The sequence below is a fragment of the Halomonas litopenaei genome, assembly GCF_017303055.1.
In the GTDB taxonomy this organism is placed as follows: Bacteria; Pseudomonadota; Gammaproteobacteria; order Pseudomonadales; family Halomonadaceae; genus Halomonas; species Halomonas litopenaei_A.
In genome coordinates, this window is the sequence record NZ_JAEKJT010000002.1 from 22,858 (window position 1) to 36,221 (window position 13,364).

The following is a 13,364-nucleotide window of genomic DNA, read 5'->3' on the forward strand; positions in this document are numbered from 1 at the left end:
CGGGCTCTAGCCCGCCGGCCGCTATACCGTGCATGCCATGACCGACGTTCTCCTCGTTCTCGTCAGTACCGCCCTGGTCAACAACTTCGTTTTGGTGCAGTTCCTCGGACTATGCCCTTTTCTAGGGGTCTCCTCCAAGCTGGAGTCCGCCCTGGGCATGGCACTGGCGACCACCTTCGTGCTGACATTGGCGGCCGCCGCCAGCCATCTGCTGTACCGCTACCTGCTCGTCCCCTTTGAGCTGGAGTACCTGCGCACCATCGCCTTTATCGTGGTGATCGCCGTGGTGGTTCAGGCCACGGACATCATGGTCAGGCATACCAGCCCCCTGCTTCACCGGGTGCTGGGCATTTTCCTGCCGCTGATCACGACCAACTGCGCCGTACTCGGTGTCGCCCTGCTCAGCCTCCAGCGTGACAGCGGCTTCTTCGATGCTGTGCTGTACGGCTTCAGTGCAGCGCTGGGTTTCTCCCTGGTGCTGATCATGCTCGCCGCCATGCGCGAACGCCTGGCTGCGGCAGACGTACCACGCCCGTTTCGAGGCCCTGCCATCGCCATGGTCACCGCCAGCCTGATGTCGCTTGCCTTTATGGGCTTTGCCGGCCTGGCGGAGGGGGCAATCCAGTGACCGCCCCTTCACTGCTCGGCCTGCTGCTGCTGGTCAGCCTGATCGGCAGCTGCGGCTTGCTGCTTGGCTGGCTGCACCGACGTTTCGGCGCCGGCGAGGACGGCCTGGTCCAGCAGATCGACGCGCTGCTGCCTCAGACCCAGTGTGGCCAGTGTGGCTACCCTGGCTGCCGCCCCTATGCCGAGGCAGTGGAGCAAGGCGAAGCGATCAACAAGTGTCCTCCAGGGGGCGACACCACCATTGCCGAACTCGCCGCCTTACTGGGACGTGATCCCGTTCCCCTGGATGGCGAAGCGACCAGCACTACCATGGTGGCCTTTATTCGGGAAGATGAGTGCATTGGCTGTACCAAGTGCATCCAGGCCTGCCCCGTGGACGCCATTATCGGGGCGTCTAAGCTGATGCACACGGTGATTGCCGACGAGTGCACCGGCTGCGACCTGTGCGTCGCACCCTGCCCGGTCGACTGCATCGACCTGCTGGAGAGACCTCCCGCGATGGGCGAATCCATTCGTCTCATCGCGTCAGACCGCTCACCGGGAGAACACCATGTCAACGCTTGAACGACTGCAGCGCTGGCTGGGCCTCGGCGGCTCCTGTGCGCCAGGCATCCGCCCTGACACCCGCAAGGCCCGAACCCGTGATCTCGGCATTCAACGCGCGCCGCTGCCACCCCAGGTCTCCCTGGCGCTCAATGACAACTCCCACAAGCCGTGGGCCGAAACACTGCTGGAAGTGAACGACGGTGACTGGGTTCGGGCGGGCCAGCGCATCGCCCGCCCGGTGGGACATTTGGCACTGCCGATGCATGCCCCGATCAGCGGACGGGTCAATTTGACTGGCGCCGCGGCCATCACCTCCACCCGGGAGCATGCGAGCGATGCACCAGGAATTGTCATCGTTGCCGAAGGCTGCCAGCAGATCCTCACCATGCGGCCGCTGGCAGCCGATCATGCATCTCCAGAGCAGATTTTTGAACGCATCGCAGAGGCGGGTATCGCAGGCATGGGAGGCGCAGGCTTTCCGGCCGCCTTGAAAGCCAGAGCCGCCCACCGCGCCGGCATCGACACCCTGGTGATCAATGCCGCTGAATGTGAACCCTACATCACCGCTGACGATGCCTTGCTGCGTCACGACGCCGAAAGGGTCGTGAGCGGCGCGCTGATTCTCGCGCGCGCTACCGGTGCCACCCGCATCGTCGCCGGCATCGAAGATGACAAGCCAGAGGCGGCCGAGGCGCTATCTGCCGCCCTCGCTACGTCTTCACTGCCGGCGGACGTAGTGATCATCCCGACCCGCTACCCCAGCGGGGGTGAGCGTCAGTTGATCGATCGCCTGCTGGCGCGCAGGATGACGCCGCAGCAACTGCCGGTTGACGCCGGGGTCCTGTGTCACAACCCCGCCACCCTGGCCGCCATCCACGACGCGGTGATTCGCGGCCTCCCCGCCATCACCCGCATCGTGACGCTGGCGGGTCAGGCGTTGAGTGCACCGGGCAACGTTGAGGCCAGAGTGGGCACACCGGCAGCCACGCTGTTGGCTGACGCTGGACTGGATACCTCCAGGCTCGCCAAGTTGATCGATGGAGGCCCGCTGATGGGGCACCAGCGGTCGCTTGCCAGCGCAGCGACAACCCCCACGACCCACTGTCTGATCGCGGCCACCGAACAAGAGCTGCCCAGCCCGCCCCCGCCGTCGCCCTGCATTCGCTGCAACGACTGCGTGCCCGCCTGTCCTGCGGGCCTGGCGCCCCAGCAGCTGTGGTGGCACACCCGGGTCGAAGATGACGCACGGGCCAAGGCCCACGGCCTGCTTGCCTGTATCGAGTGCGGCGCTTGCGACTATGTGTGCCCCAGCCACCTCCCGCTGGCGGCATCCTTCAGCGATGCCAAGCGCCGCCTGCGGGTTGCCGACGCCGAACGGGCCAGGGCGGACCAGGCCCGAGCTCGCTTCGATGCCCGCAAGGAGCGCATGCAGCGCGAACACGATGAGCGTGAAGCCAGACGCCAGGCGCGCAAGGCGGCGCTGCGACGTCCCGCTCCCAAGACCCCAGCGGATGACCACGCGCCCACCTCCTCGGCTCCCGCCGATCTGCGCAGCCTGCGCATCGCCCAGGCGGCGGCCAAGGCGGCGCTGCGCAAGGCAGAGAAGGCGCTCGAGCGTGCCGCCCAGCAGCAGCAACCCAGCGAGGTGCTGGCCGACCTCGAGTCTCAGCAGAGCACTGCTCGCGAACATCTAGAGGCTGCCAATGCGCAGCTGGACGCCGCCCGCCAGGAAGCCCCGACATCATGAGCTACTTGCACCAGACAGCGCCTATCGCCAGCAGCGCCCGCGTGATGCGCAGCGTCTCGTTGGCCTGCTTGCCCGGCATCGCCGCTCAGACCTGGTACTTCGGTGCCGGTGTCATCACCAATGTGCTGACCGGCATCCTGTGCTGCTGTCTGGTGGAAGCCCTGATGCTCGCCGCAAGATCACGACCACTGCGCCCAACACTGGCCGACGGTAGCGCCATGCTGACGGGCATTCTACTCGGCGCGGCGCTGCCCGCTGGCACCAGTGTCTGGCTCATTCTGATCGGTGCTGTGGCCGCCATCGCCGTGGCCAAGCACCTCTATGGTGGGCTGGGGCACAACATCTTCAACCCCGCCATGGTCGGCTACGCGATGCTGCTGGTGTCCTTCCCGGTACCGATGAGTCTATGGCCGGACGCCACAGGCTTTGGCGCCGGCGACGTCCAGAACCTGTGGCAGGGCTGGCTCGGCCAACTTGACGCCAGCACATTGGACGCCGTCAGTGGCGCCACTCCCCTCGATGCGCTGCGCCAGCCTGCCGGCGCCTCGGTCATCGGCGATGCCAACCTCTCTTCACCTTGGGCCATCATTTCCCTGGCCTGGCTGGCTGGCGGGCTGGTACTACTGGCCCAGCGTCTCATCGACTGGCGCCTGCCGCTGGCCATGCTGAGCACCATGGCAGTCCTGGCAGCGCTGTTAAACCAGGTGTCGGGTACTGGCTCCGTGGCGTTTCATCTGTTCAATGGTGCCACCATCATGGGCGCCTTCTTTATCATCACCGATCCGGTCAGCGCTCCCGGCCATCGACGCGCGCGCTGGGTGTTCGGTGCCGCGATCGGCGTACTGGTCATGCTCATCCGGGGCTACGGGGGCTACCCCGACGCCATCGCCTTCGCCGTGCTGCTGATGAACCTCTCGGCCCCGCTGCTCGATCAGCTGTGCTCAGGGACGCACCGCTCAGCCACCGATGCGCCAAGGGGGAATTCATGACAGCCCCGACAGCGCCACCCTTACCAAGCCCGCGGGGGGCGGTCGCAACGCTGCTCCTGCTTGCCGTCGTCACGTTAGCCAGCGTCGTGATAACGCACTGGCTGAGTGAGGCCCCGATCGCGGCCAATCGCGAGCACTATCAGCAGCAACTGCTGAAGCAGTTGGTACCGCCCCAGACAGCATCGATCGTTGCCCTCGACGAAGCTACCTCCTGGCAAGCCATCGGCCCCAACGGCCAGCGACTCGCCACCGTTCACGCCGGTAAGGCGATGGGATACGGAGGAGCGATACGCCTGTTGGTCGCGTTCACCCCTGAAGGCAAGATCGTCGCGGTGCGCGTGCTTGAGCATCACGAAACCCCGGGTCTGGGGGACAAGATCGAACGACGCAAGAGTCCTTGGGTAGATCAGTTCGAGGGGCGCCATCAGGATGCCCTGGCGTTGACACCATCAGGTCCCATCGAGGCACTGACCGGCGCTACCATAACCTCAGAGGCCGTGATTCGCGCTATCGTGGCTGCCACGCCAGCAGCCTCATCTGCCACCACCTCACCGCGGGAGACTCCTGATGAATGACGACTCGCATAGCTCGTCGGACAGCTCGTCAAATAGCTCCCTGACTCGCCAGCAGGCTCGCCAAATCGCCGCCAACGGACTGTGGAGCAACAACCCTGCCCTGGTACAACTATTGGGGCTATGTCCATTGCTGGCGGTATCCGGCACCATCGTCAACGGCCTGGGGCTCGGTCTTGCAACGCTGGCGGTCATGCTGGGCGCCAATGGCTGCGCATCGATGATAAGAGGTCACATCCGCCCCGAGATACGGCTGCCTGCCTTTGTCATGATCATTGCAGCGCTGGTGACCTGCACAGAACTCGCCATGGCCGCGATGGCCTACGAGCTTTATCAGGTGCTGGGCATCTTCCTGCCTCTGATCGTGACCAATTGCGCCATCCTTGCCCGAGTAGAAGCCTTTGCCTCGCGCCAGCCGCTGGCTCCATCGCTGCTGGACGCGCTGATGAATGGACTAGGCTTCACCCTGGTGCTGATAGTGATTGGCGCCCTGCGCGAGGCTCTCGGCCAGGGCACACTGTTTGATGGCATGGAGCTACTGCTGGGTAGCGGCGCGGCTGACTGGGTGATCCAGCTACCGGGGGAGCGCCACATGCTGTTTATGGCGCTGCCGCCTGGGGCCTTTCTGATAACCGGCCTGCTGATTGCCGGCAAGAACGCCATCGACGACCACATCGCTCGCCGCCGCCCCGCCTCGCAGCCCCCTTCCGAGCAGCGAAGGGTTAGAGTCACCGGGACCATTCACTAGGCCCAGTCACTCAGTTCAGCGCAACACCCAGTCACTGACTCAAGTCCCAACCTTCCAGGCCGCTCTTCAGCGTGACCGCAACCCTCGCTACAGGAGTCCCATGAACGCTGCCAAACGCCACGAGATCTTCACTCGACTGCGGGCCCATAATCCCGAGCCCACCACAGAGCTTCATTGGTCGACCCCGTTCGAGCTGCTGGCAGCAGTACTGCTGTCTGCCCAGGCAACCGATGTCGGCGTCAACAAGGCCACGGCAAGGCTATTTCCCGTCGCCAACACGCCCCAGGCCATCATTGATCTGGGTATCGACGCCCTCAAGGACCACATCAAGACGATCGGCCTGTTCAACACCAAAGCCGAAAACCTGATGAAGACCTGCCATCTGCTGGTCCAGCAGCATGGCGGCGACGTGCCGCGTACTCGCCCTGAGCTAGAAGCACTCCCGGGAGTCGGCCGCAAGACCGCCAACGTGATTCTCAATACCGCTTTCGGCCAGCCTACCATCGCGGTGGACACCCATATCTTCCGAGTCTCCAACCGCACCGGCATCGCCAAGGGCAAGAACGTGATCGAGGTGGAGGAGCGGCTGATGCGGCATGTGCCCAAGGAGTTTCGCCAGGATGCACACCATTGGCTCATCCTGCACGGGCGCTACACCTGTGTGGCGCGCAAGCCACGCTGCGGCAGCTGTGTGATCGAGGACCTGTGCGAGTTCAAGGAGAAGGTCGATCTGTAGCCTGACAGCCGGCGCGTCAACGGCACGGCTAACGCCAAAGTTGAAGCGCATAGACCGTCAGGACACGTTACGCTGACGCTTTATGCTGCAATATGAGCGATCAACCATGAACGATGTGCTGCGAGAACTCTGGATACCACTGGCCATGGCCTCAAGCTTCGGCGCCTTTACCGGCTCGCTGTTCCGCTTGAGCCGCCGCCCCGGGTCCGAACGTCCGCTGATGTTCCCGGTACTGGGCCTGCTGGGCGGTATCACCGCGTTCATGATCCACCAGGTGCTGGTGTGGACCGTCGGCGCCCCGACCTGGCTCCTGCCGGTGCTGGTGGTGCTGCAAGTGTGGCTCTGGTTGGGGCCGCTGGGACCCAAGATGCCGCGGCGTCAGTCCCCTGGCGACTGAACGCCCATCGCAGCCCCCCTGCGCTGTCGGTAGATACCCTGCCAGACCCTGCAAGCCACCATTCCCGATCACGCCATGAAAAAGGCGCTCCTGCCACGGCAGGAGCGCCTTTTCTTTACCTACTGTCTCTACCTATTTTTCTACCTACTGCTCCGTTGTTGCCATCCACCTCTGCCATCTGTTCGACAGCGCCTACCCAGGCTATTCCCGAGTCGACGGACAGGGCGCTCCGCAGGGCGCGCAGGCGTTGGCATCCCGCTGATTCAGGGATGTACGGGCGTGACCGTCGCCCATGTTGAAGGCAAAGGTTGGGCTGCTGAGATGATCCGCAAGTATCAGTACCAGGATGGCCAGCAACATGGCGATGATGCGGCTACGGCGGTAAGCGGCTTGCATGGCGCACTCCTTGTTCAATTGGGCAGACGGAACCAGGGCCGCAGGCGAATACCCACCAACGAACCAACAAAGGCGCAGGCGAACCACACCCAGGCATGCAGACTTCCAGAAGCCAAGCCCGAAAACAGCGCGCCGATGTTACAGCCAAATCCCAACCTGGCGCCGTAGCCCAGCAGCAGGCCACCCACCACCGCGGCCAGAAATTGACGACCCTCTACCTTCTTGCGGCTGGCTTCGTTGAAGCGATTGGCCAGGCCCGCTGCCAGCATGGCCCCAAGCAGCAGACCGAAGTTCATTACCGAGGTGATATTGACCAGCACAGAGTCGGCCAGGGCCATGGCCGGATAGTCCCAGGTCCAGAACTCGAACTGGCTCATGTCCACGCCGATGGCCTGCAGCGCCTTTGCTCCCCACAGATTGAAGGCAAAGGTAATGCCCCAGGGGGCGCCTCCCACCAGCAGCGTCAGGGTGTTGCCGACTGCCAGCACCAATATGGCCCAAACGAAGGGCCAGCGGCCCTGCACGAGGGCCTTGAATGCACTCCCTTCTACTGGACGAAGGCGCAGCTCTGAACGCTCAAGCTCACCGTGAGCGCGACGCTCCACGCGATTGACCCACAGCGCGACCAAGCCCAGGCCGACCCACTGCACCGCTATCGCTCCCGGCACACCCACACTATCGATCAGACTGACCGGATCAAGACTGGGCAAGTCCAGCCACCAAGGCAGGTGGATCGAGCCGACCACCGCACCAATGATGAAGAACGCAAGCGTCACCAGCATGCGCAGATTGCCGGCGCCGACCGTAAACAGGGTGCCTGAACCGCACCCTCCGCCAAGTTGCATGCCCAGACCAAACACAAACGAGCCAACGATAAGCGAGGTGCCAATGGGCGCAACCGCGCCGACCAGACCGGGCTGGCCGCTGCCAAGCAAAGGAATCATCAATGCCGAGGTCAGGGCAAACAGCATCAGCTGCGCGCGCATACCGGCCCCGCGGCGTTTGGTGACCAGGTTTCGCCAACCGGCCGTAAAGCCGAAGGCACCGTGGTAAAGCGCCACGCCGAGCGCGATGCCAATGGCGAACAACACCACCAGAAAAGGCGCGGTCTCAAGCCACACCAGACCGCCCAGCACGACCATGCCGATCAGCGCCAGGCTGACGACGAAACGATCCACCTTGAGGGGGGCCTGTCCAGGAGTTTGTCCAGCGCTTAGCTCAGCGCCAGGTGGCCGAACCCTGTGCGCGGAGCCAGCAGCATCGCTAGCGGTGGCCGAAGCGGCCTGTGAAGACATCTGAGTCATGGAAGTGCATCTGTTCAAAGGAAGGAGTATCACCGCCGCCGGTGCCGCCACTGATTCACGGCGTCCTGGCGGCGGTCATCTAGGCATCGCCAATAGCCATCTAGGAGCTCACTATCTAAACGACACCTATCGAGGGGTCACGGACCCAAGGGTCACTCGTCACCGAAGCCGAGCGCGTCCAGCACCTTGCCAAGCCCCTGCTTCGCCACGGCCAGCGGACGTGACTCATCCTGGGTCCACTCAGCCATGGAACCGTCATACAACGCCACGTTGTCGAAGCCGGCAATTTCACTCAGCACGAACCAGTCAGTCGCTGCCCAGTGTCCGGTGTTGCAGAACGCCACGGTCTTGGCATCCGCATCCAGCTCTGCCGCCTGGATACGCGAGGTCACTTCCGCCGTATTCAACCGCCAGGCGCCGTCGTCATCGGCCAGCAGCGTCTGATGAGGCAGGTTACGTGCGCCAGGAATGGTGCCCGGAGCAGCCGCTGCAGGAGACTGGTTGTCGCCCTTGAAGTAGTCCTCTGGGCGGGCGTCGACCAGCTGCCCCTGGGACTCGCGGGCCGCCTCTACCTCTGCAGTCGTCGCCAGCAGAGCCTCATTCAGACGTCCTTCAAAGCGCACCGGATCAGGGTACTCTGCCGAGCCACTGGCCAGTTCGAGGCCTGCCGCTTTCCAACCGGCAAAGCCGCCGTCGAGAATCGCCACCTGCTCGTGACTCAGCACCTTGAAGGTCCAGTACACCCGTGCCGCGCTGCCAAAGTCCGTCGCGCCGGTACCCGCCGGCACCAGCACCACAGTATCGTCATTATCGATTCCGAGGCCGCCGATCAAGCGCTCAAGACTCGACACCGGAGGCATGACTCCGGTGACACCATCGCGGGTTTCCCGCCAGCCGTCCTCGGTATAGCTCGAATACAGACTGCCGGGAATGTGGGCTTGCTCGAAGCTTGACCGGTCACCGCCATTGTCGATGCTGGAGCGAATATCCAGCACCACCACATCGTCATTATCCAGGTTCGCTTCAAGCCACTCAGGACTGACCAGCGGCTCGACATCGGCTGCATGCGCGGAGCTCGCCATCATCAGCGCCCCCGCAAGCGTCAGTAAGATGCGCATAAAGTTGACCTCTTGGGTAGGAGATCAACCCATTATCCTGCTCGCAGCTGCAAACTCAATATGCTTGGCATGAATAATGATTCACGTGCTCATAACCAAAACTGATCAGCCACCGGGTCAGACCTGTTTCCATAACGCCGGTCGAGGCTCTGTCCGAAAAGTCGACGAGCGAAGGTTAGACAAGGCAAAAATCGGTGAGAAAGCGCAGTTTACGAGGTGTAAATGAGCATTTTAAGCCGATTTTTAACGCCGTATCACCAAGCGCAGGCACTTTTCGTACAAGCCCTAGAGTGAGAGCTCACCGCCCTTCTCTGTAGCACGGCCATAGGCGGGTCGCGCCCGGGCCTGCTCGAGAAAGCGCGTGAGCGCCGGATGGTCAGACAACATGCCCCGACCTTCCAGCGCCAGGAGCGGGAAACTCATCTGGATATCCGCCGCGCTGAACGTCTCTCCCGCGAACCAGCTGTGCTCTGCCAGGTGCTGCTCCCAAAAGCCCATCAGCCGTCGTATTTCTGGCCCGAGGTACTGCTCTTTCACCCCCTTGGCGAACATCTTGCCCAAAGGACGCACCAGAGCCGGCACAGGGGGCTTGCTGAGCCTGCCAAACACCAGATTCATCACCAGCGGGGGCATCGCCGAGGCCTCCGCATGGTGCATCCAGAACACATAGTCATCGTAGGCTTCACTGTCGACGGGGGGAGACAGCGCCTGCTCCCTGTCGTAATGGCGCAGCAGATACTCGATGATCGCACCGCTTTCAGCCACGACCCTGCCCGCCTGATGCTGGTCGGTGATCAGCGGCGACTTGCCGAGCGGATGAACCTGCTTGAGGGATTCAGGGGCCAGCATGGTCTTGGGATCACGCCGATAGAGCTGAATGTCATAGTCGACTCCAAGCTCTTCCAGTAGCCAGACCACTCTGAGAGAGCGGGAGTTTTCGAGATGGTGCAATACGATCATGTGGTCTCCTTTACCCCATGGCTGAAACAGAAACGGCGCCCAGGGGGCGCCGTTTCCATCGCTTCGTCTCAATCAGACGAGAACATGCCATCACCGACTTCATCGATGTAGCGTTCCGCCTTCTGTCGCATCAGCGCATCACAGGCCTCACGCCCAGGCACCAGGTCAGAGCGCTCGAAAGCGTGTTCCAGCGTCTCGCCACCCTCGATGGGCTTGCGAATAAAGCCGCTGACGCGATACTGACCGCCCTGCTCCTGCGGACGAGACACGATCAGGAATCCGCGATACTCCACGGCCTCGGCCTCCTCCGTGGAACGCGATTCAGCGGCGCCTCCACCCTTGAAAAGGCTGCCGATCAGCTTCTTGAACATGTCGCCTCCTGGATCCGATGGTCGAACGCCAAGCGCTTAGTCCTGACGACGGCCCTTGCCTGCGGCGATACGCAGACGCAGCGCATTCAGCTTGATGAAGCCTTCCGCATCCTTCTGGTCGTAGGCGCCCTTGTCGTCTTCAAAGGTCGCGATGGACTCGTCGAACAGCGACTCGTCGGAGCGACGGCCTGCCACGATGGCATTGCCCTTGTACAGCTTCATGCGAACAACGCCGGACACATTCTTCTGGGTCTCGTCGATGGCGGCCTGCAGCATGCGACGCTCCGGGCTCCACCAGTAGCCGTTGTAGATGACCTCGGCATACTTGGGCATCAGCTCATCCTTGAGGTGGGCTTCTTCCCGGTCGAGGGTCAACGACTCGATGGCGCGGTGAGCACGCAGCATGATGGTACCGCCAGGGGTTTCATAGCAGCCGCGAGATTTCATGCCGACGTAGCGGTTCTCGACGATATCGAGACGGCCGATACCGTTGTCACCACCCAGCTTGTTCAGCTTCTCCAGCACTTCGTGGGGCTTCATCGGCACGCCGTCGATGGCCACGATGTCGCCCTTTTCAAAGGTCAGCTCGACGTAGGTCGGAGTGTCCGGTGCCGCTTCCGGCGACACGCTCCAGCGCCACATGTCCTCTTCGGCTTCCGCCCAGGGATCTTCGAGAATGCCGCCCTCGTAGGAGATATGCAGCAGGTTGGCATCCATCGAGTAAGGGGACTTCTTTTTCTTGCTGAAGTCGACGGGAATATCGTGCTGCTGGCAGTAGGCCATCAGCTTCTCGCGGGAATTCAGATCCCACTCACGCCACGGCGCAATGACCTTGACGCCAGGCTTCAGGGCGTAGCCGCCCAGTTCGAAACGGACCTGATCGTTGCCCTTGCCGGTAGCACCGTGGGAAATCGCATCGGCACCGGTCTGGTTGGCAATCTCGATCAGACGACGAGCGATCAGCGGACGCGCGATAGAGGTACCCAGCAGGTACTCACCTTCGTAAATGGTGTTGGCACGGAACATCGGGTAGACGTAGTCGCGCACGAACTCTTCACGCAGGTCCTCGATGTAGATTTCCTTGACGCCCAGGGCCTCAGCCTTGGCGCGGGCCGGCTCGACTTCCTCACCCTGACCGATGTCGGCGGTAAAGGTCACCACTTCGCAGTGGTAAGTCTCCTGCAACCACTTGACGATGACGGATGTGTCCAGACCGCCCGAATAGGCGAGCACGACCTTCTTGACATCGGACATGCTAGGGGCTCCTTCTTGTATGACAGACATGACGTGACCAGCGCATTCCTTCATGAATGGCGCTTGAAGAGGGCCGAGTATAGCGCGCATGGCCGGTGTCGAATACCGCTACGGGACGCCGCGCTGCCAAACTGCTAGACTTTCGCCGTTTCGGCCTGCATCACACAGGCCCATTACCCCACGGCCCGACAAGGAGAGGTGCATGAGCGAGCTGATCGCCCGCGAACTCATGGCGCAACGTTTTCGCAGTTTTCTGCCGGTGGTGGTGGATATCGAGACCGGCGGCTTCAATCCCGAAAGCGACGCCCTGCTGGAGATCGCCGCTGTCACCCTGACCATGGACCCGGAGGGCAACCTGCTGCCCGACGCTACCTTTGCCTATCACATCGAGCCGTTTGCTGGCGCCAACGTCGAACAGTCGGCACTGGACTTCACCGGCATTCGTCTCGACGACCCCCTGCGTCAGCAGGTCGCCATCAGCGAAGCCGAGGCGCTGGGTGAAATATTCCGTCCAGTGCGCAAGGCCATCAAGGCTCATGGCTGCACCAGAGCCATTCTGGTAGGCCACAACGCTGCCTTTGACCATGGCTTCCTCAATGCCGCGACCAACCGCTGCGACATCAAGCGCAACCCCTTCCACCCGTTCTCAAGCTTCGATACCGCCTCCCTGGCAGGACTGGTCTACGGCCAGACCGTGCTGGCCCGAGCTTGCCGTGCCGCCGGCATCGACTTCGACAACAACGCCGCCCACTCTGCCCGCTATGACACCGAGCGCACGGCCGAGCTGTTCTGTGCGATGGTCAATCGCTACAAGGACCTGGGCGGTTGGCGGCTGGCTCAGCAGGAACAGGGAATGGAGGAGGACTGACACCGGTCCATGCCTTTTTACTGCGGCAGGATGCTGCTCACTGCAGAGACTCTCGACATACGACAAGGCCCCGCTGGTGTCCACACCAGCGGGGCCTTGCGTTTGATCAGTCAGATGACCGTGTTTGATCCGTCGCGCGGGGGCGCGGTAACACCCTCACCACCTCGGCGATCCAGCGGCTAGCCGGTCCTGACCGGTCAATCGACTGCTAGGCTGCACCTTACTCGGCGCCGCCCTCTTCATTCTGGCGAGCACGTTCAGCGGCTTGCTTGATCAGGGGCTCAAGTTCGCCATTGTTATGCATCTCGACCACGATATCGCAACCGCCGACCAGCTCACCTTCCACCCACAGCTGCGGGAAGGTCGGCCAGTTGGCCACCTTGGGCAGTTCGGCTCGAATGTCGGGGTTGTCCAGTACGTTGACGAAAGCAAAGCGCTCGCCACACGCCATCAGCGCCTGCACGGTCTGCGCAGAGAAGCCGCACTGCGGCAGCTGCGGAGACCCCTTCATGTAAATGAGAATGGGGTTTTCGCTGATCTGGCGCTGAATGTTTTCGACGGTGGTGCTCATCACGGCTCCTCAATGATTCGGGCTTGTCTGGCATGTCCTCACGGTACGATGCATGCCCTTACGGTTCGCTTTCGGCCGATACGATGGGGTCAACATCCGCACTTTTCAATGCGCGTCGGGATCGATACCCCTTTCGAGACAATACCTGATTGCCACGCTC

16 protein-coding genes are annotated in these 13,364 nt (G+C 62.5%); 9 read left to right on the forward strand and 7 right to left on the reverse strand.

All coding sequences use genetic code 11. The features are described from left to right. Positions 1-37: 37 nt before the first annotated feature. The 8 genes from rsxA (at position 38) to JF545_RS03900 (ending at position 6,362) form a co-directional block, all read left to right on the forward strand. Complete coding sequence (gene rsxA, locus JF545_RS03865) at positions 38-628, forward strand: electron transport complex subunit RsxA (protein ID WP_206939325.1); 591 nt, start codon at positions 38-40, stop codon at positions 626-628. Next, the gene (gene rsxB, locus JF545_RS03870; RefSeq protein WP_206939333.1) at positions 625-1,191 is read left to right on the forward strand and encodes an electron transport complex subunit RsxB; all 567 of its coding nucleotides are present in this window, start codon (positions 625-627) and stop codon (positions 1,189-1,191) included. Before rsxA ends, rsxB begins: the two co-directional genes overlap by 4 nt. Further along, positions 1,178-2,920 carry an electron transport complex subunit RsxC gene (rsxC, locus tag JF545_RS03875; protein ID WP_206939335.1) on the forward strand — a complete coding sequence of 581 codons (1,743 nt, stop codon included), beginning with the start codon at positions 1,178-1,180 and terminating at the stop codon, positions 2,918-2,920. Before rsxB ends, rsxC begins: the two co-directional genes overlap by 14 nt. Next, positions 2,917-3,909, forward strand: a complete 993-nt coding sequence (locus JF545_RS03880; RefSeq protein WP_206939346.1) for an RnfABCDGE type electron transport complex subunit D — start codon at positions 2,917-2,919, stop codon at positions 3,907-3,909. The genes rsxC and JF545_RS03880 overlap by 4 nt, the downstream gene beginning before the upstream one ends. Then, the gene (locus JF545_RS03885) at positions 3,906-4,484 is read left to right on the forward strand and encodes an RnfABCDGE type electron transport complex subunit G (RefSeq protein WP_206939351.1); all 579 of its coding nucleotides are present in this window, start codon (positions 3,906-3,908) and stop codon (positions 4,482-4,484) included. Before JF545_RS03880 ends, JF545_RS03885 begins: the two co-directional genes overlap by 4 nt. Then, positions 4,477-5,229 carry an electron transport complex subunit E gene (locus JF545_RS03890; RefSeq protein ID WP_206939353.1) on the forward strand — a complete coding sequence of 251 codons (753 nt, stop codon included), beginning with the start codon at positions 4,477-4,479 and terminating at the stop codon, positions 5,227-5,229. The genes JF545_RS03885 and JF545_RS03890 overlap by 8 nt, the downstream gene beginning before the upstream one ends. 100 nt (positions 5,230-5,329) lie before the next feature. Continuing rightward, entirely contained in the window at positions 5,330-5,965 is a 636-nt protein-coding gene (gene nth / locus JF545_RS03895; RefSeq protein ID WP_206939354.1) for an endonuclease III, read from the forward strand. A 106-nt stretch (positions 5,966-6,071) separates the two neighbouring features. Continuing rightward, entirely contained in the window at positions 6,072-6,362 is a 291-nt protein-coding gene (locus JF545_RS03900) for a hypothetical protein (RefSeq protein ID WP_224907623.1), read from the forward strand. Positions 6,363-6,563: 201 nt separating this feature from the next. Here the strand turns inward: JF545_RS03900 and JF545_RS03905 are convergent, their stop codons facing one another. The 6 genes from JF545_RS03905 to JF545_RS03930 form a co-directional block, all read right to left on the reverse strand. Then, a complete protein-coding gene (locus tag JF545_RS03905; RefSeq protein WP_206939357.1) occupies positions 6,564-6,758 on the reverse strand; it encodes a hypothetical protein in 195 nt (64 codons plus the stop codon). Between the two features lie 14 nt (positions 6,759-6,772). After that, positions 6,773-7,936 (reverse strand): YeeE/YedE family protein, encoded by a 1,164-nt coding sequence (locus JF545_RS03910; RefSeq protein ID WP_224852108.1) that lies wholly within the window; start codon positions 7,934-7,936, stop codon positions 6,773-6,775. A 278-nt stretch (positions 7,937-8,214) separates the two neighbouring features. After that, positions 8,215-9,180 carry a sulfurtransferase gene (locus JF545_RS03915; RefSeq protein ID WP_242520679.1) on the reverse strand — a complete coding sequence of 322 codons (966 nt, stop codon included), beginning with the start codon at positions 9,178-9,180 and terminating at the stop codon, positions 8,215-8,217. A gap of 285 nt (positions 9,181-9,465) precedes the next feature. Then, on the reverse strand, positions 9,466-10,140 hold the full coding sequence (locus tag JF545_RS03920; protein ID WP_206939359.1) for a glutathione S-transferase: 675 nt from the start codon (positions 10,138-10,140) through the stop codon (positions 9,466-9,468). 68 nt (positions 10,141-10,208) lie between these two features. Further along, positions 10,209-10,511, reverse strand: a complete 303-nt coding sequence (locus JF545_RS03925; protein WP_206939361.1) for an HlyU family transcriptional regulator — start codon at positions 10,509-10,511, stop codon at positions 10,209-10,211. A gap of 36 nt (positions 10,512-10,547) precedes the next feature. After that, positions 10,548-11,765 carry an argininosuccinate synthase gene (locus tag JF545_RS03930; protein WP_206939363.1) on the reverse strand — a complete coding sequence of 406 codons (1,218 nt, stop codon included), beginning with the start codon at positions 11,763-11,765 and terminating at the stop codon, positions 10,548-10,550. Between the two features lie 202 nt (positions 11,766-11,967). Here JF545_RS03930 and rnt point away from each other — a divergent pair, with 202 nt between their 5' ends. Further along, a complete protein-coding gene (rnt, locus tag JF545_RS03935) occupies positions 11,968-12,633 on the forward strand; it encodes a ribonuclease T (protein WP_206939364.1) in 666 nt (221 codons plus the stop codon). A 220-nt stretch (positions 12,634-12,853) separates the two neighbouring features. On the opposite strand, the gene grxD is transcribed toward rnt, so the two are convergent. Continuing rightward, the gene (gene grxD, locus JF545_RS03940) at positions 12,854-13,204 is read right to left on the reverse strand and encodes a Grx4 family monothiol glutaredoxin (protein WP_206939372.1); all 351 of its coding nucleotides are present in this window, start codon (positions 13,202-13,204) and stop codon (positions 12,854-12,856) included. Positions 13,205-13,364 lie beyond the last annotated feature (160 nt).